This window comes from Siphonobacter aquaeclarae (genome assembly GCF_900103285.1).
In the GTDB taxonomy this organism is placed as follows: domain Bacteria; phylum Bacteroidota; class Bacteroidia; order Cytophagales; family Spirosomataceae; genus Siphonobacter; species Siphonobacter aquaeclarae.
On the sequence record NZ_FNGS01000004.1, the window covers coordinates 451326 to 475624 of the forward strand.

Below are 24299 nucleotides of genomic sequence, written 5' to 3' on the forward strand. Positions count from 1 at the left end.
CCGACTGTATTTTGACAAGATTTATTACTTTATCTACTTTTTTTTGCACATCTGCGCGATCTCATTCGCTGAAAGTCCCTGTTTCAGGGACGTAGAAACACTTCTACGAGACGAACCGGAAGGGGCGGAAGGTAATGGTAGTGGCCGTCCCACACGACCTGGGGCTGGAGCAGGGAAAATGCCGCGACAAACAGGCAGACGATTCGGATGGTTGACTTTCCCGAATGACGGCTTAGTACCAGCAAGGCAAGCGGAAGCGCAGTAAAACTATAGGAAAGGCTGCGGTTGATGTCGAATACGAGAACGGAAGTCAGCCAGTTCAAACCGAGCGCAACGATGAGTGCCAGGCCGAAAATGGGCATCCTGGCCAAACACAGCAGCACTGCCAGCCCGATCAGCAGCCAGTTTGCTCCGAAGGTTGAAAATGTCGCCAGCGCGTAAAAACGGGAATTTCCGAAGATGACATGGTGCCCGACATCCGAGTAGCCCGTCTCAAAACCGGCATGATGGCTGAGCCAAAACCGGATCAGGAGGTAGGATACCCAGCTCAACGCTACTGCCGCCGCGTACTTGTTGGGGAAAATCAGCTGCCTGAACCCCGGTCGCGGCTCTTCCTTTAATACCCAAAAAAGGTAGACAAGCGTAGAATGAATCAGACCCCGTTCGTCGCTCCATTCCGCTGCCGCACACAACAGCCAGATACCCACCGGATTCCTCCACGACAGCGCCAGTAAAAGAAAGAGGTAGGGATAAATATCCGGCCGGCCAAACACGTCATAAAACGCCGAAAAGCAGACGTAGCAGGCCGTAACGCCGACGGCAAAGAAAAACGTAGCGGTTTTATCGTCAAGCAGCCGGAACACCAACCCGATCAGCAGGCGGAGAAAAACAATACCTGCCAGTATCTGGCCCAGGAAAATACCCTCCCGGTCGAGCCCGAAAAATCCCGCCACCGCCGGTATGAAGAGGCGGAAGGCCATCTTTTCGACATGCGTATCTCCGTTGGCCGGGATGGGCGTCAGAAGGGAGCGGCTCTGGGCTTCCATCGCATCCCAGTTCGGCGAATCGAAATAATGGAAATTGAAAAACGGAGAGATATGCCAGAACACCAGCAGCAGGCACAGCAGCCAGATACGTTCCCGCCACCACCGGCCAGCGCAGAACTTGTCAATTGCCAGCAAAAAATAACGATACCCTGCGTAAACAGTATCTTTGGTGTCTATAGGCTGCATCTACGGTGTAAGGTGAAGTACAGAATCTGCTTCTGCTGGCGGCTGACAGATTCCGTACTTCAAACATAACAATTTGTCTTATTCCACCGTAACAGATTTAGCAAGATTTCGAGGCTGATCTACGTTACAGCCGCGCATAACGGCAATGTAATACGACAAAAGCTGTAACGGTATTACTGAAAGCAAGGGCATCAGTACTTCATGCGTCACCGGTATTTCGACAACATGGTCAGCCATCGTCGGGATCAGTTTGTCGCCCTCCGTCACCACTGCGATGACTTTTCCCTTCCGCGCCTTGACTTCCTGAATATTGGAGACAACTTTCTCGTACGACTGATCCCGGGTGGCGATGAAGACGACCGGCATGTCCTCGTCGATCAGTGCAATCGGGCCGTGCTTCATCTCGGCTGCCGGGTACCCTTCGGCATGTATATAGCTGATTTCCTTGAGTTTAAGTGCCCCTTCAAGCGCTACAGGGAAGTTCAGTCCCCGGCCGAGGTAGATAAAATTCCGGGCATCTTTAAACAGTTCCGAGATTTCCTTCACCTTGTCGGCGTTCTTCAGCACCTTTTCGATTTTGTCCGGGATGCGTTCAAGCTCAAACAGGAAGCGGCGGAACGTATCCTCGTGCAGGTTCCCTTTTTTTCGCGCAACGGCGATCGCCATGAGGGTCAGCACCGATACCTGCGCGGTAAAGGCTTTGGTCGAGGCCACTCCGATTTCCGGGCCAGCGTGCGTGTAGGCGCCCGCATGCGTAATCCGGGGAATCGACGAGCCGACTACATTGCAGATTCCCAGGATAATAGCCCCACGGGATTTGGCCAGTTCAATCGCGGCCAGGGTATCCATCGTTTCACCCGATTGCGAAATCGCGAGGACAACGTCTCCCTCCTTGATAATCGGGTTCCGGTAGCGAAACTCGGAAGCATACTCCACCTCCACCGGAATGCGGGCCAGTTCTTCAAAAATGTACTCGGCCACGAGCCCGGCATGCCAGGAAGTACCGCAGGCCACAATGACAATGCGCTCTGACTTGGCGATGTCGTCGAGGTACTCGCGCAGACCGCCCAGAACCAGGTGGCCCTCGTCGGCATTGACGCGCCCCCGGAAGCAGTCCTTCACCGAACGGGGCTGCTCAAAGATTTCCTTCAGCATGAAATGCTCGAACCCGCCCTTCTCGATGGCTTCCAGCTCCAGTTCAACATGCTGGATATAAGGTGATTGTTCGACATTCTCAATATTCTTGACGATCAGGTCTCCGTCGCGGACGACAGCAATCTGGTAGTCGTCCAGGTAAATCACCTCGTTGGTGTATTCGATAATAGGCGTGGCGTCGGAAGCGAAGAAATGCTCCTTCTCTCCTACGCCGATCACCAGCGGAGAGCCTTTGCGGGCGGCGACAAGCGTACCCGGCTCGTCCTGTGACATGACTACGATCGCATAGGCGCCGACAACCTCCTGCATGGCAAGGCGGACGGCCTCTTCCACCGAGCAGAACGTCTCCTTCCGGATATCCTCGATGAAATTCACCAGTACTTCGGAATCGGTATCGGAGTGGAAGACATATCCCTTCTGCTGGAGGTTCTGCTTGATCGCCCCGTAGTTTTCGATAATACCGTTGTGGATAATGGCCAGTTGCCGGGAATGCGAATAATGCGGGTGCGCGTTGCGGTCATTCGGCTCGCCGTGCGTCGCCCAGCGGGTATGCCCGATGCCGATATGGCTGCTGAGGGTATCCGCTTCGAGCGTCGCCTCGAGATCGGCAACTTTGCCTTTTTTCTTGTAGACGGTCAGGCCGTCGGCTGCCATCAGGGCAATTCCGGCCGAGTCATACCCCCGGTATTCCAGGCGTTTCAGTCCTTTGATAATCAATGGGCAGGCTTCGCGATAGCCTACATATGCCACAATTCCGCACATAAGAAAGACGATGGTTTACTGTAGTGATCAACTTCGCTTCGGATAGGTAGAGGAGAGGTGCGAAAGAGGGAAGACGTTTTCTATTAATAAATTTTTTCAAAAAGTCAACTCTTTTTCAGACAAAAAAAACACTTCCGTTGCGAAAACAAAAATCCATATAGGCCGGGTACGTGCCTCATTTTCGTAGTCCTGTTTCGAAGCGATCACTACTCCCACGTAAAAACACGTCTAGTTGCGGAACCGCATCCACAATTGCTGCAACAGAATAACCGTCTTTCCGTCCCGGATTTCGCCTGATCCAATCATCTCCATCGCCCGGGTGAGGGGTATTTCGAGTACGTCAATTTCTTCTTCCTCCTCCACGCCTCCGCCGGCGTGCACGCGCTGCGAGTCGTCGTATTCTGCCAGAAAAAAGTAGAGAATTTCGGTTACCGACCCGGGGCTCATGTATAATTCGAATACTTTTTCGGGACGGGATATCCGGAAACCCGTTTCTTCCTCCGTTTCCCGCCGGATGCACTCCTCCGGGCTGTCGCGGTCGAGCAGGCCCGCGCAGGCTTCGATGAGCATCCCGTCCGGATTTCCGTTGACATAGGTAGGCATGCGGAACTGCCGGGTCAGAATCACCGTCTGCCGCTCCGGATGCCAGAGGAGGATCACGGCCCCGTTTCCGCGATCGTAACATTCCCGTGACTGGCGCTGCCAGGTACCGTTTTTCAGTTGGTAGTCGAACGTCACTTTCCGAAGGGTATACCAGTTGTCGGACAATACTTCCGTTTGCTGAATCCGAACATCACGCATAGTTGATCGTTTTTGATTGTTTATGAATTATTTTGTTCAAATATGGGCGAAATAATTCGATTCAATACAAATACGATCATTACTTCTTATCTTTCGGTCAAAAACGATCAAAATGACGAATCAGCGGCACCGGCAGATACTGGCCCAGCTTCATACCGAAGAAGAAGTGACCGTCCGTACCCTCGCCGAGCGACTGGGCACATCGGAAATCACCATCCGGCGGGATCTGAATCAGCTGGCGGATGCCGGCAAGCTTGTCCGTACGCATGGCGGCGCCCTCCTCCCCGACGGCACCGGTTTCGCCGGAAAGTCTGAACGTCATTCTGCCGAAAAAACCTACATCGGCGAGCTTGCTGCGCATTTTGTGGAAGACGGAGATACCCTGTTTCTTGATTGCGGCAGCACGGTACTGGCGCTTGCCCCTCACCTGAAGAAATTTCGTAACCTGAAGATCATCACCAACTCCCTGCCCGTACTCTCGGTATTACTCGAAGCTCCGCACCTGAGTATCAACCTCATCGGCGGAGAGCTGGACCCGCACCGCCGGGCAGTACATGGGGCGGTGGCATTGGAACACATCGCCCGGTATCATGCCGACAAGGCGTTTATCGGTACGGATGGCCTTTCGCTAACGAATGGTCTTTCGGCACAGAGTGAAACGGAAGCGTCGCTGTCGCGGGCGCTGATCGATCATGCTTCGCTGACTTTTTTGCTTGCCGATGCCGGAAAATTCGAACGCAACAGCTACCTCCGGTATGCGCCTCTTACAGCTGTTCACCGGATTCTGACGGACAAGCGCCTTGACGAATCGCTTCACCGGCAGTATACCGACGCCGGGCATATCGTTGTAAGCGGGATTTAAACGCGATTCACTATCTTGAGGAACTTACATCCTCTATTCATCTATGTCGAATCGTCGTACCTTTCTCCGGACGGGGTTGTTGGGAACCGCCGCGTCTGTCGTTGCTCCCCCTGCTCTCGTCACCGCTGCTCCGCCGCAGGTCGCTCCGCGCCAGCGCTTCGGGCTGGCCACCTACTCCTACTGGCATTTCAAAACGCCCAAAGTACCCATCGAATACGTGATCGACGAGGCTTCGCGCATGGGTATTGAAGGGGTGGACGTCCTTCACCGCCAGATGGAAGGCGAAGACAACGCCTACCTGCAGAAGCTGAAACGACATGCTTTTCTCAACGGCGTAGACCTGATTGCGCTGTCGATTCACCAGTCGTTTGTTTCGCCGGATAAGGAAGAGCGGAAGAAAAACGTCGAGCATACCAAACACTGCATCGAACTGGCCTACAAGCTCGGTATTCCCTGCCTGCGTCTGAATTCGGGTCGCTGGGGTACGACGAAGTCGTTCGACGAATACATGAAAAACCGTGGCATCGAAGCTGCCATTCCCGGATATACCGAAGACGACGCCTTCAAATGGGCGATCGATGCGACCGGCGAGTGCCTCGACAAAGCCGCTGAATGCGGCGTACACTTAGCGCTGGAAAATCACTGGGGGCTGACGTCAACGCCCGAAGGCCTCCTTCGTATCCGGAAGTCTTTCGACTCGCCCTGGCTGGGCGTGCTGATGGATACCGGCAATTTCCTCGAAAACCCCTACGACAAGCTGGAGAAAGTAGCTCCCTACGCCACGTTCGTGCAGGCGAAGACCTATTATGGCGGCGGGGAATGGTATACCCTCGACCTGGATTACAAGCGCATCGCCGGCATCCTCAAAAAGGCGGGATATAAAGGATACGTTTCGATTGAATTTGAAGGAAAGGAAAAACCGGAGCTGGCTGTCGCGAAGAGCCTCGCCACCCTCCGTGAGGCCTTCGCCTGATTCACACAAAAAAGCCGGTGAGTGATCCTCACCGGCTTTTTTACTTCTTACCAGTCGCAGCTATACGCATCGAAACTGCCGATGGGCGCGCCGTCCGGCTCTTTGGCCGGGGGTGTCACGACTACCTTGACCGGGTTTTCTTCAAACTGCCGGATCTGATTGGCGGCGAAGACGTCCAGCGCCCGCTCCGCTTCATCCGGGCTCGTCTGCGATTCCAGCCAGACGCGCAGTTCCCGCAGCTTCAGGCCGGCTACGGCCCGCACCTGGGAGGCCGCGTCGGCGTTTGCGGCCAGGGCGATGAGCTTGTCGAGTACAGCGACGTTTACTACCCGCTGAATTTCTCCTTCATACCCTTTGCGGGCGGGAGCTTTCCAGGTGGCGGCCATGATTTTGTCGACTACTTCGGAGAAATCGGGCAGGGACGCATTGATCGCATGGTTACCGATCAGCCGGGCCGCCCGCTCGTGCTGCAGGAGGAAGCGCAGCGCCATGCCGGCGGCTGCTTCCGGCGGCGACAGCGGATCGAACGTCAGTCCGGTACGGCCGTGGAAAACTTCCCGGGAGTTTTCGTCGTATCCATACGGGCGCGGCGGCAACAGATTGATAATCAACGACGGAAGCGCCAATACCTCCGGTTTGATCGTATTCAGGACGGCGTCAAGCGCCCGCCGCTGCTCGTCGCCGGGTACATATTCCATCACTTTTTGCTTGTCGCCCCGCACCGCATAGGTATAGGATACGCCGCCTACTACTTTTGAAGCCGCTTCGAGCTGGTACCGGTGAAACAGGTACAGTGGAACGAGTACCTCCTGCAGGGTGGCGATCGGCGCGCCGACGGGTATCTTCTTCGCGCTGAAGTTGTCCAGGGCGATTTTCCGGATTTCCATGACGCGGTTCAGCTCATCGACCGCATTTTTCCCATTGTCCCACAGGTGGGTAACCGGACTGGCGGAGCCTTCCGGGCGACCGTCCTGATCGGTCAGAAACAGAAAGCCTTTATCGATATAATCGTCGATGATCTTTTTCAGACCCTTCTTTTCTTCCTCTTTCGAACGAAACTCCCGGTAAGCATAGTTGATGGCAATCTTGTCCCATTCACCGATGCCGGTGGCATAGGCGTCAGACAGGTCCAACTTTTTCGGCCCCATAATCCGCACCAGGGGGTGTGGATAATCCATGACTGACGCCCGGTTGTTGACTGTCGACGCATAGTTGTGCGGCAATCCCAGGGTATGGCCCGTTTCGTGCGCACCGAGCTGGCGCAACCGGGCGAGGGCCATTTGTTCAGCCTCTTTGCTGGGTTCGTCGGAGGTATACTCTCCTACCAGGCCGCTGGCAATGAGGTAGTCCTGCCGCACCCGCAGCGATCCGAGTGTCACTTTTCCCTTGATAATCTCGCCCGTACGCGGATCGGAAACGCTGTAGCCGTAGGACCAGCCGCGGGTGGACCGGTGTACCCACTGCACGAGGTTGTACCGGATATCCATCGGGTCGGCGGTATCGGGCAATACCTTCACCTGGAAGGCATTTTTATACCCGGCAGCTTCAAACGCCTGGTTCCACCAGCCGATACCGTCCATCAGCGCGGAGCGGATCGGTTCGGGGGCACCGGGGTCCATGTAATACACAATCGGCTTGACAGGCTCTGATACTGCTGCCGACGGGTCTTTTTTCTTCAGCCGGTGGCGACGGATATAGCGTGTCGTAATCGGCGTGCTGAACGGAGAGGAGTAGTCGAAGAACTCGACCGGATTGATACCGGCGCGCGGATCAAACGCCCGCGGCTCATAGCCCGCGTCCGGCAATTTGATAAAGGAATAATGTTCGCGGAAGGTAATGGCTCCCGGTGTCGGAACTACTTCCCGGAGATACGCGCCCGCCTGTTCGCCGGTGAGCGTAAGGGTTACTTCCACTTCCGTGTTTTCGGGGAAATTTTTGGTATACGGCAGGTAAAAGGCGCAACGGCTCGGATCGAGACGAAACGAGCCCTGCCTGGCCCGGGCGATGGTGGCAGCGGCATCGTAGCCGTCGCGCAGGTAGAAAGACGTCGCATCGACGAGCACCTTGTTACCCTCTTCCCCTGCTACATCAAAGCCCCAGAGCACAGACTGCGCGAAAGACTGCTCCACTGCCAGCTTTTCCATTTTGTCAGAAGAGGTGGCCCGGTAATCGTAATTCTGCTGCACCATCAGGATGCGCGGGCCGGACCGCTGGAACTTGATAATTTTGCCGGCGCTGATCTTTCCGCGGTCCAGACCGATGTCATTCGAGCCAATACCGGAGGAAAGCGCCGTATGGAAGAGGATTTCGGTATCGAGTTTGTCGATTTCGAGAAACATCTTCCCTTTTTTGGCGTCCCAGTACAGGGTCAGGTATCCCGGCATTTTCTGAAGGCCGTTCGTGACGGATGAGATGCTCTGGCTGAAAACAGGCTGGAGTAATCCCCAAAAGAGCAAGGAGAGAATAAAGCAACGACGCATACGCATGTTTGGTTAACGGGATGAAGCGCACTGGAATACTATTTGGCAATAATACGCATCCTTAGAAGGAAACACCAGCCAAATACGACCAGACCAAACAAATCCGCCGTCCTTTTTCCTTTTTGTCCGGACAACAGAAAGGCCGCCCTTTGGGGGCAGCCTTTCCGACGCTCTTTGGGGATGTTCTGTGAAGCCCGCTCTTTACTTACGCGGCTTCCTCTCTTCGGGATGTTCCGCAGGACATCTCGAAATCCAGGTATTTCAGATTTAAATCTGATGTATAATTCTTACACCTGCCTAATCTTACGCGGCTTGCCGGACGTGACAGTTAAGGTCTGAAAAGATACATATCTTTTGCATCTGGACTTCGAGATGCCCTGCGGAACATCTCGAAGAGCGCAGTCGGTAGCCAAACAAGTTATTTATTTAGCACCAACTCAGCAACCACACTTTGCAATGATTACTAAGTTGATAACCGTCCCCGCAATTCTACTGATGGTTTTAGGGTGTAATAGTCGGGATATTCGAGAAACTCATTTGATCACTGACTTATCAAAGCCTATCACATTGACTTTCAAACTAAAAAGTGGAAATGCAGACGCTGGATACAAAATAAAAGGATACATGAATGGCACAGTCGGCTACTCTGAAGGACTGTTTTCTAGTGATGGAAGTAATGAATTCCCTCCCTTTCCAATAGCAGACAACTTAGTCCAACTCGATTCAGCGGTCATAAGGAAGTACGCGCGAATATATTCTGACTCAATAAATTCCGAGAGCAGTTCCAGCATTGGACAAAAGGGGTTGGTACTTGGCCTTCATTTTACCCCAGGCACGGCAACCAAGGGTAAAATTGAAGTAGAATTTTGGGAACACCCCATCGGTATTTACTAGAGAACCAGGTAATATGCGAGGGTGTCCGATGCTTTAATGATCGAACGCTAATTTCATCAACAGAAAGAAAGGTGCCTAAACGCACCTTTCTTTCTGTTCTCATTCCGCTCTATAAAGCTAGCTCAGTTCCGCATGCAGGTCCCGGTATCGCTTGATCGCATCGTGGGAATCTTTCAGCTTGCCTTTTTGCGTGGCGATGAGCTGGCGTACTTCGGTAGACATACTGGCTTGCGACTCCAGCGCAGTCTGATACGCGTCCTGCGCGGCGTCTTCCCCGTATTCACAGTTCTGAAGAAGGGCTTTCCGATCGTGACCGGTAAAAGCGGCTTTCACATCCATCCAGACGCGGTAGAATTTTCCGGAGGTAGTTGTTTCGTCTGTCGGCTCGCCGCCAAGCGCCAGCACTTCCCGGCTCAGTTCGTCCCGGTAGTTGCGGCTTTCATTGGCGAGGCGGTTGAACAGCGCCTTGAGGTCTACGTCTTCCGTTTCTGCCTCTTCGGCTGCTTTTTCATAGCCGGCAATACGGTCATTGTTGATGCGGATGAGGTCGTTCAGTACATGAACCAGGTTTTCATTGGTCGTTTCCATGACGTTAGTGTTGGTTTAATATGGTAATCGGCTATATCCCGAAAAAACCAACGCCACTTTTACAAAACGCTAAAAATCAACCAATTAACCCATAACGCTCATTCCACAACCGGGAAAAATTGTCCCCGAACCGTGCAAGTCGTCAGTTGTCGCGTCGGATCATAGAGGGCACCTGTTCTACTTCCTCCACCATCTTTTTTGAGCCGATGCAGAGCGGACTGCGCTGGTGGAGGCTCCGGATGGGCACGCCAAGGAGGCGCTGCCGTCCGTCGGTTGCCAGGCCGCCCGCCTGTTCGATGATGAAGGAAAGCGGGAAGCACTCGTACAGCAGGCGTAGTTTTCCATTCGGCGTTTTCACCGTAGGCGGATAAAAGTAGATACCTCCTTTGAGCAGGTTCCGGTGAAAATCCCCGACGAGCGAGCCGATGTACCGCGCCGAGTACCGGCGACGCCGGCATTTGTCAATGTACGTCAGCACCTGCGGGGGAAAGTCGTGCAGGTTCCCATCGTTGAGGGAATAAATGGTTCCGTCTTCCGGCATGGTGATCGTCGGGTACGACAGGAAAAACTCCCCGAGCGACGCCTCATACGTAAACCCGTTGACCCCGCAGCCGGTGGTATAGACGAGTACGGTGGACGAACCGTAGAGCACATACCCGGCAGCTACCTGGGCGTCTCCTCCCTGCAGAAAGTCGGACTCCGTCACCCGCGTGCCGATTTCGCTTTTCCGGCGGTATATTGAGAAAATAGTACCGATGGACACGTTGACATCGATATTCGAGGAGCCATCGAGCGGATCAATGGCCACGACATATTTCGCGTCGTCGTTACCTGTAAAGAGAATACTGTCTTCCTCTTCCGAGACGATACCGGCTACTTCTCCTCCGTTCCTGAGCGCCCGCATGAAGCGGATATGCGCGATGACGTCGAGTTTCTGCTGGCTTTCTCCCTGGATGTTGGAGGTGCCGATTTCTCCGGTGATGTCAGCAAGACCGGCCTTGTTGATCTCCCGGTTCACGATCTTGGCGGCAAGGGCAATATCCCGCAATAGCTGGGATAACTCCCCCGTGGCGAACGGAAAAGCTTCCTGATTTCGCTTGATGAAGCGGTCGAGGGTTACCCCGACGGGCATGGCAATTTTCTCATCGGCCTGAGTCATGGCTGTGCTCGTTTTTTTAGATATACGACAGATAGAAACAAAAGAGATCCTCTCTGTCCGGTTCGGACCGGGCAGCAACAACGATGAGAGGAAAAGTTACGGAATTTTTTAAAGGAAAGAGATTAAGCGATCTGATAATGAGACCCCTTAGGCGGGAGGGAACCCTTATTTTGAGGCGGCTTTTTATACAGGAGAAACGGCCATCGTCACGCGACAGATACCCACATCATTAATTTACACCAAAATGTAATCCATTCATCACAAAATGTAATCTATACTTTACATTTCAATTGCTTTGACTTACGTTTGAAGCAAACTTCTAAACCGATGAAAAAACTGCTTCTCATACCTGCCTCATTCAAAAACAGCGGCATTTTTGCCGTCCTGATCGGACTGGCCGGCCTGTGGATGGCTGAAACAGAAGGACTTATCAACATTTACCGGATTCTATGGCCAGAGCAGACACTACCGGATGGTTCGTATCCATACCCTCCGGAATTCTGGTCGGTCAATTCCCTGCTGAGTTACGCAACAACCGCCCTGATTGCCCTCGGTATCCTGCTGTTTCTCTTTACGAAGGAACCGGATGAATTCCACTACAATGCCCGGCTGGAGGCAACGCAGTTTGCGGTCATAAGCGGTTTGCTGGGCGCCGTTCTCCTGTTCGGCTATTTCGTGCTGGCGCCCGGCTACCAACTTATCAACACCACCACCAGCATATTGGGTACCGGCGTACTCGCTTTCGGTACAACCTATGTGGCCCGGTACTACTACCTCACGCGGAGAACAGATTGAAAGACTATATTCTTGAAAATACCCTGCGCGTAGAGCGGGCCAGGCTTCAGATGACGCAGGCCGAGCTGGCAGAGAGAGTCTCCGTATCCAGGCAGGCTGTTATCTCGATTGAAAACGGCAAATATGTGCCGTCTACCATCCTCGCCATACGCCTTGCTGCTGTCTTCGGCAAAAAGGTAGACGACGTATTCTTCCTGCGCGAAGAATAGCCGGCGCTCCTTTCCTGTGTGATCCGGGCGTCTCTCCGGCGCGCCGTTAGGAGACCTTTGTTTAAAAAAACGGCCGACGGGCCCATTACTTTTCCTTTCTATGCGACCGACGCTCTTTCTTTTGCTTTTTCTGACACACCTGGTCCGCGCCGGCGAGATCCGGGTGACCGGGACCGTTTCCAACCTGACGGCTTCACAACTCGAGTGTACCGTTCTTTCCGGTGATATCGCAGAAGGTCCCGCGACGATTTCCATACCGGTTCAAAACGGCCGGATCGACTACCGGATTGACGTTCCCAGCGTGGTTTCGCTGGCTTTCTACGACGGCACGAACCGTTTCGGCGGGTTTGCCGGTCCGGGTACCCATCTCGACATCCGGTACGATGCGTCGGATTTCGCCCGTACCTATACCGTTGCCGGCAGCGGAAGAAAAGCTTTCCTTCTCGCGGAAGAAATCGACCGGCTGAAAGCCTTTGCCATTGCAGAAACCGAACCCGCACGGAAGCACTCCTACCCCGTCGACTACCTGTTTCCGAAAATCGATAGTATCCGGATTGTACTGGCGGGAAAGATCCCTGATCCGGCAATCCGTATTGCCTGTCGCCCGGTGCTGGAAGGGTACCTGGAGGCAATGGTACTGCGGGTGAAGTACAACAGCCTCGTATCGGTTTTTGGAGATTCCTACAATGCTATTCTGGAGAAGCAAAGCGGGAAGCTCAGTACCGCCTCGCGGCAGGCCCTGAAAAAGCTGCTTGTGTTTGACGACCGCTTTGCTTCCTCCCGTTTTTATGTATCGATGGTGGAATCGACTGCCTCGATCTATTTCGAGGAAAATATCGCGCCCCTGCCCGGAAACAAGCTGACGATGTATGCCTACTTTCTACAGACGCTGCCGCGCAGGCTGAGAACCCGGGTCTTGTTTTCCCGGTTACTGCGTGACATTGCCCGGAATCCCGGCGAAGACTCCGGCATCCGCCCGGCCATCGGCAAGCTCGAAGACGCCCGGCTGAAACAGATCGCCGAGGCCCGGTACCGCTATGCCACGCGTATCCGGGAGGGCCAACCCGCGCCGGATTTTTCACTGCAGGATCAGAATGGAAAGAAAATCACGCTTGCCGATCTGCGCGGGAAGGTCGTACACCTCGATTTCTGGTTTGCCGCCTGCGGTCCCTGCCATGCGTTGTTCCGGAAGACAGAACCGGTGAAGAAATACTTTGAAAATAATCCGGATGTTGTTTTTCTCGTGATTTCGGTGGATGGACGGGATACCTGGACGAAGGCGTTGGCCCGGTTTAACATTTCCGGACAGCATGTATTTACGGAAAACCGCTTTGGCGAACATCCTGTTATTGCAGATTACCTCGTCGCGGCTTATCCCACGACTTTCCTCCTGGATCGTTCGGGACGTTTCAGCATCACGCGTCCTTCCGAAAATCCGGAGGAGCTAATCAAACAGATTGAAGCAGTATCGGCGTCAGGGAAGTAACCCTACCCCTCTCCGTGCGGCTCCTCCGGCTTTCGTTTCCAGGCAATCAGTACCCCGCCGGTCATGATCAGGGCAACGCCCAGCAGCATGAGCCACGATGGAAACGGATCGCCCAGTATCAGGCCGAAAATCAGGGAAAAAACAATATTGGAGTAGCCTACCGCAGAAACGCGCCCGGCCTTGTCCATTCCCAGCGAGCGGGTCATGGCCAACTGACCCAATAGCGCCGCGAAACCCATCGCCAGCAGCACCAGCCACTCCCAGCCTTCCGGCCAGACGAAACGGCCGAGGAAGATGCTATGGGAATCCGGTAGAAAATGACCCGCCGCCATTGAAATGATCGGCAGCAGCATACCGGACAGCATAAAAGATAGAACAATTGCCCGGGTATCGTAATAGGTCTTGAGGCCCCGGATCGACAGGTACGAAACCGCCGTCAGCAACGCACAGGTCAACCCGATCAGGTGCCAGCGCAGCGGCATCGTCACATCCGGCCGGAAAATGAACAGAATACCGGCAAAGCCCAGGCCGATGGCCGTCCATTCCCGGACATTCAGCTTTTCGCCCAAAATGAAAAACGACAGCAGGCTCAGAAAAATCGGATAGGTATACTGGTATGCCGACGCCGTACCGAGGGGCAGCGTCCGGACGGCAAAAAACAGGGTATACAGCGATGCCGTCCCCACCACGCCCCGAAAGACGAGTAACCCCAGGCGGCCGCCCGTATGCCGGAAAGGCCGCTGCCGGACACTGATCAGAATCGAAGCTACACCGATTACATTCCGGAAAAACACCAGCTCCACCGCATCGAAACGCCCGCTCAGTTGCTTGGCAATGACCGTCATCGAAGCAAACAGCAAGGAAGCAAACAACATCAGCGCGACCGACGAAGACGCATATCGCTTCGAAACATTTTTCAGAACGGGAGATACCGGCAGACTACTCATAATGGGGGAGACGAAAACACGTCAACCTTTTTTCTTTCCTTCCCGTTCCCCGAAAGGCAGCCGGAAAAGAGGACGCTTCGCGTCGTCAGGCTTGTCGTCTCCGATGAGCATACCCCAGGGCTCCAGGCCATCCACACGATCGAAAATGACTTTCAGCAGGGCAATTGCCGGAATGGAGAGGAACATACCCGATACGCCGGCAATAGCGCCGCCAATCAGCACGCCGACGATGGAAACCAGGGCATTGACTTTCACCTTCGAGCCGACAATCATCGGAACAAAGAAATTATTGTCGATAAACTGTACGACGAGAAATACCGCCACAACCCCCATCAGGATGGTTGGATCCGGGGTATTCATGAATGCGATGATGACGGTCAGACCGATGGCTATCAGCCCGCCGATGTACGGAATCAGGTTAAGAATCGCTGCGATGACGCCGAGCATGACTGCATACTTGACACCCAGGGCGAGCAACCCGAGGGAATTGAGCAGGGCTACGCAGGTCGTCTCGAGCAGCAGCCCGATGACATAGCTCTGGATCACCGTCTTCACCTGGCTGAGTATGTCCCATACGCGCGGCGCTTCTTTTTCGGGGAAGAGGGAGACGATGAATTTCAGCAGCATCGTCCGGTAATACAGCAACAGAAACACATAGATCGGCAGAAGCGCCAGGGTACCGAGCGGCCCGGAGATCGCGGCAATCGCCCCGGCTCCGCTGCCCTGCAGGCTTTCGAGGGTTTTCTGCTGCGCCTGCTTGAGGTACTGCGCCTGCTGCCGGTAGCTGACGTGGTACTCGCTGCGTACCCAGCGCCGCACATCCTGGTAAAAATCTGTCAGGTTTTGCTGCAATTGGGGCCAGTCTTCCGAAAACGTCGATACCTGCATGGAAATGAACGTCGCCAGTCCTGCCAATACCACTATTGCAACCAGCAGCGTCAGGCAAATCGCAATGACTTTATGCAGGCCTATCCGCATAAACCAGGCTTCTACCGGCCGCAGCAGAATAGCCAGAAGGCCTCCAAGGGCAAGCGGTATGAGAATTTCCTGGCCGATGTAGATGCCGTAGGTGAGAATAACCAGGATGATCAGCACGTGCGAAACGCGGTGATAAAGGGGTGTATTTCCGGTGGAAGCAGCCATTTTTTTGGGGTTGCGACTAAACGTTATATCAAAAACCGGCGTCTGAATAAACAGAACGTCCGGACAGTACTCCTGAGTTTTAGTATCTTGCCGGCTTAAAATACATTACGCGGATCAATGAGAAAAAAACAGATCATTTTCACGCCGAATGCCCCCGCTCCCATCGGGCCTTATTCTCAGGCTGTTAAAATCAATTCCCTCGTCTTCGTGTCAGGACAGATTGCAGCAGATCTGGCGGAAGCAAAAGCCGGCGTCAAGGCGGAGGCCCGGCAGGTAATGGTCAACATCGGCGAAATTCTGAGCGCCTCCGGCCTTAATTACCACAATATTGTGAAATCCAGCATTTTCCTGAAGGATATGAACGATTTCGCACTGGTGAACGAAGTATACGGCGAGTTTTTTACCGGCGATTTCCCTGCCCGGGAAACGGTACAGGTATCCCGCCTTCCGAAAGACGTGTCGGTGGAAATTTCAGTCATTGCGATTGAAGATTAAGCTCCTGTTTACGTAACCGGCGAACAGCCGAAAAGTTTTGTCCGGCCAGGTGTCTGCACATCTTGCCGGACATTTTCGTTTTAGGCGTTAAAAAACGTTAATGATCTAACGGACAGTTGTTTGCTGCTTATATTTGGCTTTGTCCAACCACACCCCGGACGGCCATGAAACACACCTTCTACCTCCTCCTTTCCGCTCTTATCCTGACGTCCTGCTCGCACAAGATGATCCGGCTTAATCCCCTGGATACCAGTGCCCGTGACGAAGAAGGATTCCGCGTCGTCAAACAACTGAACGACAGCGTCAAAGTGGTTACTTCCTTCGAAAACACCTACCGACGGAGAGACGGAGGCCAGTGGAAGGAATACTACGTCTTCGATACTGAAATTACGAATATCTCTGAGCGGGAACTGGAGATCCGCCCGCGGGACTTCGGGGGTATGGCGCTCGACAACCGAAAGGAACAGTTGCCGTCGCAACGGGCCGACGGTACCCTGGTATTTGCGTCTGCCCGCGCCCTTGACCCTGACGAAGAAGTAACGCTGATCCCTCAACGGATGGCCGCCGCCGAACGCCGCCTGCGGGCCAACAAAGTACTGAATACGGTACTGTTTGTCGGACTGGCTGTTGCCGAAGTATCCAACGAATCCAACCATCGGCAATCTTTCCATGAATATGCCACGAAAAGCGCCACGATGTCGGCCGGCTGGCAGGCGCTGGCTGTCAAGCGGGTTACGGACCGGCAGCAGTTTGCCAACCAGATCGATCAGTTGCATTGGGAACGGGCGACCTTCGGGCAGGAAACTTTCCGGCGGATGATCCTCAAACCCGGGGAAGCCATGCGCGGTAAGCTGCTCATCGAAGCAGACCGCAGTGCCGCCTTTTTCCGGTTCAATTATCCGGTGCTGAATCCGTCGATCTCCTTTCTCTTTGAGCAGCATCTTGTGTCTCCCGGAAAATAAAAACGGCGACCGTGTTGCCACAGCCGCCGTTTCGGAGAATTGTATAGCGCTTACTTCGCGTAGGCGACAGACCGCATTTCCCGGATCACGGTGACTTTGATCTGACCGGGGTATTGCATGTCTTTTTCGATCTTCTGGGAAATATCGTAGCTGAGCTGTCCGGCCTTTTCGTCGGTTACGTTGTCAGAATCGACGATGACACGGAGTTCACGACCGGCCTGGATCGCATAGCACTTGTCTACTCCGCTGAAGTTCATAGCCAACGCTTCGAGATCCTTCAGACGCTGGATATAGCTTTCCATCATTTCACGACGCGCGCCGGGGCGAGAGCCGCTGATCGCATCACACACCTGCACGATCGGCGAGATCATGCTCGTCATTTCAATTTCGTCGTGGTGGGCGCCGATGGCGTTGCACACTTCGGGGTGCTCCTTGTACTTCTGCGCCAGCTCCATACCGAGGATGGCGTGCGGCAGCTCGGGCTCCTCGTGCCATACTTTCCCGATGTCGTGAAGCAGACCGGCACGTTTGGCCAGCTTGGCGTTCAGGCCGAGCTCGGAAGCCATCGTGGCGCAAAGCTTCGCGACCTCGCGGGAGTGCTGGAGGAGGTTTTGTCCGTAAGAGGAACGGAAGCGCATCCGGCCCACCATCTTGATCAGTTCGGGGTGCAAGCCATGAATACCCAGATCGATGACGGTACGTTCGCCGATTTCGACGATCTCGTCTTCGATGTTTTTCCGGGTCTTGTTGACCACTTCCTCGATCCGGGCAGGGTGAATCCGGCCGTCCTGTACGAGGCGGTGCAGGGAGAGGCGGGCAATTTCGCGGCGGACAGGGTCGAAGCCGGAAATAACGATTGCATCCGGGGTATCGTCGACGATGATTTCGACGCCCACAGCCGATTCGAGCGTCCGGATGTTCCGTCCTTCCCGACCGATAATTTTACCCTTGATGTCGTCTGATTCGATGTTGAATACAGATACACAGTTTTCGATCGCCTGTTCAGCGGCCGTCCGCTGGATCGTTTCGATGACGATCTTTTTCGCCTCTTTCGTAGCTGTCAGCTTGGCTTCCTCGACGATATTCTTGACATAGCTGGACGCCTTCGTTTCGGCTTCTGCCTTGAGGTTATCGATGAGGTGCTGGCGGGCTTCGTCGGCCGTCAGACCGGCCATTTTCTCCAGTTGAGAAACGGCGTTGAGGCGGGATTTTTCTGCTTCCTCCAGTTTCCGCTTGACGCTGTCCTGCTGCTGGGTAACCTGCTGCCGCTGACGTTCGAGTTCTTCTTCCTTGCGTTTTACCTGCTCCCGCTGCTGGTTGAGCTGGCGGTCGTTTTCTTTCAGCTTCTGTTCGTTTTCCTGAATAGCACGCTTGCGTTTGTTCGTTTCTTCCTCGAACTCAGCACGCTTTTTCAGGAAGTTTTCCTTCGCTTCCAGGATACGCTGATTTTTAATGTTCTCCGCTTTCTCTTCCGCATTCCGGATAATGTCGGCTGCCCGTGTTTCAGCCTCTGCCTCACGGTTTTTAATCGCTTTTCCCAAAAACAGGCGGGTAATGAAGAAGACTATCCCCGCCGTAATAAGGGTATCGAGCAAATACAATAGAATACCAGAATCCTGCATTTGGCTGGATGGTTATGTAGTGAAACCAAACAGTCCATCACCGGACTTGATCCTGGGGGAGAGAAACGGAAAGGGAAATGATCAGTTCCTGATAGCAGGAGTGATCAGGTCGTCCATCAATTCGAGTTGCGCGAAGGCCTGGTGTTGAATCGCGTTCAGTTTCAGGTTCGAAACCATGCAGAACAACATCACGCGCGTCATACGCTCGTGCATGCTGTGCACATTTTCCTTCTCGAGTAATTGTTGCATTCGCTCATTCAGTATTCGGGCGGCTTCCCGGACGTAAAGTTCGTCCTCTTTCGGAATCGTCATTTCATACTGAGTTCCAGCGAGCTGTATGTGGATGGTACGCGTTGTTCCCATGCGAATTGGCTAAAGCTTTCACCGCAATAACCCCGTTTTCTCTGCCTTCGGAACGGCATTGCTGCCCGTCGGATGGCCTGTAATAACGTCTAAACTGTTACAAGTTTAGTATTTTCAAACGAATATATACAAATAATCGGGCTGGAATGAAGCTTTGCGGCAGGAAATGTACCGCAACAGGCGGACTTTAAGCTATAGGCAATAAGTTGCAAGCTGTGTAAACGTTGCCGTTTGCGGCCTAAAGCTTACCGCCTATTGCTTATCACCTGTTACTGCTATTCCGTCAGCTTTTTGATCGCCTTGTCCACTTCCTGGATAAAATGATCTACCTGAATCCGCAGCGCGTCCGGGTTATCCGGGTTCAGGGAATCGAGCGCTACGCGGCTCATCCGGCCTTTCTGCTCGCTGCGTTTCCGCAGATCAGACAAATCGGCTTTCTGCTTCCGGATCAGTTCATCACGCTCCTTGAGCAGGGAATGAAGCCCTTCCAGTTCGCGTTGTTTATCCTGCAACATCATATTGAGTTGGTCCATCTGCGACAACAGCGTCCGGATTTTCAGTTCCAGGTGCTGACCCTTTGAGCGCAGCCGTTCTTCCAGTTCATCCGGAGAACGTGACGTATCGATAAAATCCATCGTACTTGATTAAAAGGGTTAAAGGAAAATGACAGGAATTACTTCCGGATCACAGCCTCCAGCTCTTTCTCAAAACCCAGAATCAGCTTGTTCATCACTTTATCGATCTGAGCGTCAGTCAGGGTCTGGGTATAGTCCTGAAGGATGAAACTCACGGAATACGATTTCTTTCCTTCGCCAAGGTTAGCGCCTTCGTACACGTCAAAAACGTTGATCTGACGCAGGAGATTTTTCTCGTATTTCGAAGCAATTTCCTGTACCTGCTTAAAGCTAACAGTTTTATTTAAAACGAGAGACAAATCCCGTCTTACTTCCGGGAATTTCGGAATTTCACGGAACGTCACTTCTGCCGTATACAGATTCATCAGAACCGGCCAGTCCAGGTCGGCGTAATACACCGGCTGCTTCAGGTCCGACCGTTTCGTCAGATCAGGGCGTACCAGACCGATACGGGCTACCACCTGCTTTTTCACGACATAGGCCAGGCCATAGGCCCAGACGTCTCCGCTTTCCACATCCTGCACGTCATACTCCTCAATACCCAGCTTCCGGAAAATCCGGTTGACGCCGGATACCAGGTCATGGAACGAAGCCGCCCGACTTTTTTGCTGCCAGGTTTCGCCTGCTGCGTTACCGGTGAGGTAGAGCGCCAGGTGCGACTTTTCCACATACTTGCCGGAAATCTTGTGGTAGGTCTTTCCGAATTCGAAGAATTTCAGGTCCCGCTGACGACGGTTCACGTTATATGCCAGCGCTTCCAGGCCGGAGAAGAGCATGCTTTGCCGCATCACGCCCAGGTCTTCGCTCAGTTTGTTGAGGATTTCCACATTCTCGCCGGGCAGGCTGTCCTTCACCGATTCGGCATAGGACGGCTTTGTCAGTGAGTTCGTGAAGATCTCCTGATAGCCGGCGCCGGCCAGCAGTTGCGAAATCTTGAAGGGAATACGTTCCCGGTCTTTCGACGGCTCGGGAAACTTCGCCAGGTAGTCAGTGCTGAGGTTGTCCGACAGCCCGATGTTGTTCAGTCCGAAAATCCGGAGAATTTCCTCAATCACATCGGCTTCCCGGGTTACATCCACCCGATACGGGGGAATCGAAGCCGTGAACCCTTCCTCCGTACCGTTCCAGACTTTGATATCCAGGTCGGTCAGGATTCGTTCAATCCGGGCCCGGTCGAGCTTCTGCCCAATGAGCCGGTCGATATTCCGGTATGTCATCTCCACCTGTGCCGGCTTGAACTGGGCCGGATGGGTATCGGTGACTTCGCTCGTCACTTTTCCGCCTGCGATTTCCTGAATCAGGAGTGCGGCGCGTTTGAGCGTGTACAGTTTGAAATTCGGATCGGTGCCCCGTTCGAAACGGAAGCTGGCGTCGGTTTTCAACGCATGACGCATGGCCGTTTTCCGGACCCAGTCGGCCGAGAAATACGCCACTTCCAGGAATACCCGCGTCGTTGTTTCCTTGATCCCGGACGATTGCCCGCCGAATACCCCGGCAATACCCACCGGTTTTTCTGCGTCACAGATCATGAGATCCTGGTCTGACAGGGTCCGTTCGACGCCGTCGAGGGTAACGAACTTCGTTCCGGCCGGCAGGGTCTTCACGACGATCTGCTGACCGGCCAGCTCGTGCCAGTCGTACGCGTGCATCGGCTGACCCGTTTCATGGCAGATGAAGTTGGTGATATCGACGACGTTGTTGATCGGCCGCAGACCGATCGCCGTCAGGCGTTCCTTCAGCCAGTCGGGCGACTCTCCTACTTTCACTCCGTCGATCGTTACACCACAAAACCGCGGGCAGGCCTCGGTATTTTCGACGGTCACCGTAATCGGGTGCTGGTTGTTTTCGCTGTGAAAACCATCCACAGAGGGAATTTTAATATCCCGGCCGAGCAGCGCTTTCAGGTCACGGGCAACGCCGATATGCGAGGCGGCGTCGGCACGGTTTGGCGTCAGACCGATCACAATGCGGTGATCCGGCTCCAGTTTCAGGTATTGGGCTGCCGGCGTGCCGTTGGGGAGAGCCGTCGTCAGGATCATGATTCCGTCGTGGCCATGACCGAGGCCGAGTTCGTCTTCGGCACAGATCATTCCTTCCGACGGATGACCGTATACTTTACGTTTGGCGATGGTAAAAGGCTCGCCACCAGTCGGATAGATCGTCGTACCCACCGTAGCAACGAGTACTTTCTGGCCTGCGGCGACGTTGGGGGCGCCGCAGACGATGGTCGACGGCGTTTCTTCACCGATATCTACTGTCGTCAGGCTCAGTTGTTTTTCCTTGACGGTAAACCGCTCGCACGTCAGCACCTCTCCGATGACCACACCCCGGAGACCTCCCGGAACCGGATCGATCCGTTCAATCTCCTCCACCTCGAGACCACAGCCGGTCAGGAGCTGGTCCAGTTCTTCAGGCGACTCCGTCAGCGCGATGTATTGCTTGAGCCAATTGAGGGAAATATTCATAATGATGTACTATCGAAAAAATGGCCCGGACGTCTCGGTTTGCCGGGCAGCTATACAGGTCAATACTGCAAAAGTAGGGAATTTGCTACTAGCGTCGGGCGGAGAAATGAGATTTCCTCACTCCTCCTTCATACCGGTTTTCCTTTCTACCTTTAGGCTCATCTGTTTACCGGTCTTCCCGGGTCCGTCTTTGTAATTCCATACGTGTGGCGCAGCGTCCTGTTCCTTTTGTACCGGCACTTGGTTATGCGGTTCTGACCCCGCTATACGACTGGGCTGTTCGCCTGGGCACACCCGAACAGCGCATCCGCAGCTGGCTGCGGAATCAGGTCGGACCGGCTTCCCTTCTGGATTTCGGCTGCGGTACCGGTGCTTTTCTTTCGCTTTTTCCGACCGAACAGGCCGAAGGCATCGACGCAGACCCGCACATGGTTGGCGTTTGCCGGAAAAAACACCTCCGCGTACACCTGGCGCAAACCACAACGCTGCCGTTTCCGGACGGGCATTTCAGCGCTGTTACTTCCACCTGGGTATTTCAGCATTTCGGGGAAGAAGAAGCCCGGCATTATTTCCGGGAGGTGCGGCGGGTACTGGCGGCGGACGGCTGCTTCTGGCTCGGAGACTGGGGCCCACCCCTCACACCGGCGCAGCGGCTGATGACCCGGGTCACACGGGCAGTCGACCGCACGCAAAACGGATTTGGCCCTGCGGGATTGTGGCCCGGATGGCTGAAGGAAAGCGGGTTTGCGGAAGTAACTGTAGCCTGGATACAGCCGACGCTGCTCGGCACCTTTTATGCCTGGAGATGCCTGCCGGAAGCACAGAAGGACATGATCGGCGCGGGTTCCTGAGGCAGAGGCGCTTGCGACATTTCGGCGGAGTTAGTCGCTATTTCCCGGAAAAACTTCTCTTCAATCGGGTAAAAATTTCTGGCAACGACTGTACGTTGTGTTTTCAGCTATACATATTCCCTTAAAATTGGTTAAATCAAAACGCTATATTTGCCGAAACCCAAGTTGTCGTTAATTTTCGGCATCTCAATTTTCGCCGATGAGGGTGTGATCCGGGATTTTCAGTTGTACCTTCCCGAATCATGCCCTTTTGATTTACCCGGAACGACTGCCATGAAACCGTTTTGTCTTTTTTTACTAGTCATACTTTCCCAGCAGTTGCTGGCCCAGGATATCGATGCGGAGAAACTCAAGGGCGTCTGGGTAGCGAAGCGCGTAGAGTACCGGAACGGGTATCAGATGATGAGCGACGAGGAAGTAGACCGGAGTAATATCGTCTTTGTCTTCGAAGACCGTCGCCTGCGCTTCTATACCGGAGGCAAAGGCACCACAGTGACCTACACCCTGAGCGGCAGTCGTATCCGTACCGCCCAGAATGCCACGTATCAGATCGACAAGCTGACGGACTATGAGCTTCAGCTTTCCGAACAGACGTCTACTGTACTGCGGAACGATCAGCTTCGCTTCATCTGTGCCCGCCAGGACGCTTCGTCTTACGAGGACTATATCCAGAAACGGTTTGTTCTTCCGGCTGCCAAGTACGATACGGATTCCTTTTTTGTGATGAATGAATTTGTGTATCCGAAGTTCAAAACGCGCCTGATCGACAGTACTTTCTACGAAACCTACCAGAATTCCTACAATTACATCGAAGATGCTTTCCGGCAGCTTGCGCGGCCGCGCCGGGACCGGTTCCGGGTTAGTTTTATCGTGAGCAAGACCGGTCGCATCGAAAATATACAGGTAGTCGAGAGTTCAGATCCGAAAAACAACGACAACCTCGTCAAAGCCATCAAAGCATCTGAAGGCCAGTGGATTCCGGCGCGGGTACACAACAAGCCGGTCCGCACGCAGGTGAATTACGAGTTTCCATACGGTCTTCCGGAAAACCGGCAGCTTACCCTGGAAGCGGTGCAGGCACTGAAAGCCAAAGACCTGTTTGAGACCGGATTGCAGCAATTCAACCGGCAGCGGTTTGAAGAAGCCCTGGCTACCTTTAACCAGTGTATCCAATTGGACCCTGCCAACGTCTCCATCCGCCTCAACCGCGCTGCGACCTACTTCAAGCTCAACCGCATGGCCGAAGCCTGCGAAGACTGGAAAATGCTTGAAAAGGCCGGGGAAAAAGAGGCGACGAAGATGATTAAGAAGTATTGTCAGTAAGGCAGTCGGGCTTTCGGCTTTAAGCTGTAGGTGATAAGCTTTAAGCAAAAAAGCGCTCCCTCATAACGGGAGCGCTTTTTTGCTTAAAGCCTACGGC

General features: G+C 53.9%; 22 protein-coding genes. 10 read left to right on the forward strand and 12 right to left on the reverse strand.

The window, feature by feature from the left end; genetic code table 11:
* Nucleotides 1–83: 83 nt before the first annotated feature.
* The 3 genes from BLR09_RS12215 to nudK all read right to left on the reverse strand — a co-directional run bounded on the left by BLR09_RS12215 (nucleotide 84) and on the right by nudK (nucleotide 3950).
* The gene (locus BLR09_RS12215) at nucleotides 84–1232 is read right to left on the reverse strand and encodes a hypothetical protein (RefSeq protein ID WP_093202290.1); all 1149 of its coding nucleotides are present in this window, start codon (nucleotides 1230–1232) and stop codon (nucleotides 84–86) included.
* Between the two features lie 78 nt (nucleotides 1233–1310).
* Nucleotides 1311–3149, reverse strand: coding sequence for a glutamine--fructose-6-phosphate transaminase (isomerizing) (glmS, locus tag BLR09_RS12220; RefSeq protein ID WP_093202292.1), 1839 nt, complete (start codon nucleotides 3147–3149; stop codon nucleotides 1311–1313).
* Nucleotides 3150–3377: 228 nt separating this feature from the next.
* Complete coding sequence (gene nudK, locus BLR09_RS12225; RefSeq protein ID WP_093202295.1) at nucleotides 3378–3950, reverse strand: GDP-mannose pyrophosphatase NudK; 573 nt, start codon at nucleotides 3948–3950, stop codon at nucleotides 3378–3380.
* 112 nt (nucleotides 3951–4062) lie between these two features.
* Here nudK and BLR09_RS12230 point away from each other — a divergent pair, with 112 nt between their 5' ends.
* Nucleotides 4063–4812, forward strand: a complete 750-nt coding sequence (locus tag BLR09_RS12230) for a DeoR/GlpR family DNA-binding transcription regulator (protein WP_093202298.1) — start codon at nucleotides 4063–4065, stop codon at nucleotides 4810–4812.
* 43 nt (nucleotides 4813–4855) lie between these two features.
* Nucleotides 4856–5785, forward strand: coding sequence for a sugar phosphate isomerase/epimerase family protein (locus BLR09_RS12235; protein ID WP_093202300.1), 930 nt, complete (start codon nucleotides 4856–4858; stop codon nucleotides 5783–5785).
* Between the two features lie 47 nt (nucleotides 5786–5832).
* Here the strand turns inward: BLR09_RS12235 and BLR09_RS12240 are convergent, their stop codons facing one another.
* A complete protein-coding gene (locus tag BLR09_RS12240) occupies nucleotides 5833–8265 on the reverse strand; it encodes a zinc-dependent metalloprotease (protein ID WP_093202303.1) in 2433 nt (810 codons plus the stop codon).
* Between the two features lie 456 nt (nucleotides 8266–8721).
* On the opposite strand from BLR09_RS12240, the gene BLR09_RS25695 reads away from it, so the two are divergent.
* A complete protein-coding gene (locus tag BLR09_RS25695; RefSeq protein ID WP_093202305.1) occupies nucleotides 8722–9159 on the forward strand; it encodes a hypothetical protein in 438 nt (145 codons plus the stop codon).
* A 117-nt stretch (nucleotides 9160–9276) separates the two neighbouring features.
* On the opposite strand, the gene BLR09_RS12250 is transcribed toward BLR09_RS25695, so the two are convergent.
* Together BLR09_RS12250 and fbp are read right to left on the reverse strand one after the other, a co-directional pair.
* Nucleotides 9277–9747 carry a ferritin-like domain-containing protein gene (locus BLR09_RS12250; RefSeq protein WP_093202308.1) on the reverse strand — a complete coding sequence of 157 codons (471 nt, stop codon included), beginning with the start codon at nucleotides 9745–9747 and terminating at the stop codon, nucleotides 9277–9279.
* Nucleotides 9748–9889: 142 nt separating this feature from the next.
* Entirely contained in the window at nucleotides 9890–10906 is a 1017-nt protein-coding gene (fbp, locus tag BLR09_RS12255) for a class 1 fructose-bisphosphatase (protein WP_093202311.1), read from the reverse strand.
* Between the two features lie 327 nt (nucleotides 10907–11233).
* On the opposite strand from fbp, the gene BLR09_RS12260 reads away from it, so the two are divergent.
* The 3 genes from BLR09_RS12260 (at nucleotide 11234) to BLR09_RS12270 (ending at nucleotide 13396) form a co-directional block, all read left to right on the forward strand.
* Nucleotides 11234–11701, forward strand: coding sequence for a hypothetical protein (locus BLR09_RS12260; protein ID WP_093202313.1), 468 nt, complete (start codon nucleotides 11234–11236; stop codon nucleotides 11699–11701).
* Nucleotides 11698–11910, forward strand: a complete 213-nt coding sequence (locus BLR09_RS12265) for a helix-turn-helix transcriptional regulator (RefSeq protein WP_245689917.1) — start codon at nucleotides 11698–11700, stop codon at nucleotides 11908–11910. The genes BLR09_RS12260 and BLR09_RS12265 overlap by 4 nt, the downstream gene beginning before the upstream one ends.
* Before the next feature lie 100 nt (nucleotides 11911–12010).
* On the forward strand, nucleotides 12011–13396 hold the full coding sequence (locus tag BLR09_RS12270; protein WP_093202316.1) for a TlpA family protein disulfide reductase: 1386 nt from the start codon (nucleotides 12011–12013) through the stop codon (nucleotides 13394–13396).
* A gap of 2 nt (nucleotides 13397–13398) precedes the next feature.
* On the opposite strand, the gene BLR09_RS12275 is transcribed toward BLR09_RS12270, so the two are convergent.
* Both BLR09_RS12275 and BLR09_RS12280 read right to left on the reverse strand, forming a co-directional pair.
* Nucleotides 13399–14343 (reverse strand): DMT family transporter, encoded by a 945-nt coding sequence (locus tag BLR09_RS12275; RefSeq protein WP_245689918.1) that lies wholly within the window; start codon nucleotides 14341–14343, stop codon nucleotides 13399–13401.
* Nucleotides 14344–14364: 21 nt separating this feature from the next.
* A complete protein-coding gene (locus BLR09_RS12280) occupies nucleotides 14365–15486 on the reverse strand; it encodes an AI-2E family transporter (RefSeq protein ID WP_093202318.1) in 1122 nt (373 codons plus the stop codon).
* A 117-nt stretch (nucleotides 15487–15603) separates the two neighbouring features.
* Between BLR09_RS12280 and BLR09_RS12285 the strand changes: the two genes are divergently transcribed.
* Nucleotides 15604–15981 carry a Rid family detoxifying hydrolase gene (locus tag BLR09_RS12285; RefSeq protein ID WP_093202321.1) on the forward strand — a complete coding sequence of 126 codons (378 nt, stop codon included), beginning with the start codon at nucleotides 15604–15606 and terminating at the stop codon, nucleotides 15979–15981.
* 164 nt (nucleotides 15982–16145) lie between these two features.
* On the forward strand, nucleotides 16146–16943 hold the full coding sequence (locus tag BLR09_RS12290; protein ID WP_093202323.1) for a hypothetical protein: 798 nt from the start codon (nucleotides 16146–16148) through the stop codon (nucleotides 16941–16943).
* 50 nt (nucleotides 16944–16993) lie between these two features.
* Here the strand turns inward: BLR09_RS12290 and rny are convergent, their stop codons facing one another.
* From rny to pheT, 4 genes are all read right to left on the reverse strand, one after another.
* Complete coding sequence (rny, locus tag BLR09_RS12295; RefSeq protein ID WP_093202325.1) at nucleotides 16994–18565, reverse strand: ribonuclease Y; 1572 nt, start codon at nucleotides 18563–18565, stop codon at nucleotides 16994–16996.
* A gap of 81 nt (nucleotides 18566–18646) precedes the next feature.
* A complete protein-coding gene (locus BLR09_RS12300; RefSeq protein WP_093202328.1) occupies nucleotides 18647–18928 on the reverse strand; it encodes a cell division protein ZapA in 282 nt (93 codons plus the stop codon).
* A gap of 275 nt (nucleotides 18929–19203) precedes the next feature.
* Nucleotides 19204–19563: a hypothetical protein gene (locus BLR09_RS12305; protein WP_093202330.1), complete on the reverse strand. Its 360-nt coding sequence runs from the start codon at nucleotides 19561–19563 to the stop codon at nucleotides 19204–19206.
* Nucleotides 19564–19601: 38 nt separating this feature from the next.
* Entirely contained in the window at nucleotides 19602–22028 is a 2427-nt protein-coding gene (gene pheT / locus BLR09_RS12310; protein ID WP_093202333.1) for a phenylalanine--tRNA ligase subunit beta, read from the reverse strand.
* 206 nt (nucleotides 22029–22234) lie between these two features.
* Here pheT and BLR09_RS12315 point away from each other — a divergent pair, with 206 nt between their 5' ends.
* On the forward strand, nucleotides 22235–22879 hold the full coding sequence (locus tag BLR09_RS12315) for a class I SAM-dependent methyltransferase (protein ID WP_176785530.1): 645 nt from the start codon (nucleotides 22235–22237) through the stop codon (nucleotides 22877–22879).
* A 273-nt stretch (nucleotides 22880–23152) separates the two neighbouring features.
* Nucleotides 23153–24202 (forward strand): tetratricopeptide repeat protein, encoded by a 1050-nt coding sequence (locus tag BLR09_RS12320; RefSeq protein ID WP_093202338.1) that lies wholly within the window; start codon nucleotides 23153–23155, stop codon nucleotides 24200–24202.
* The last annotated feature ends 97 nt before the right edge of the window (nucleotides 24203–24299 follow it).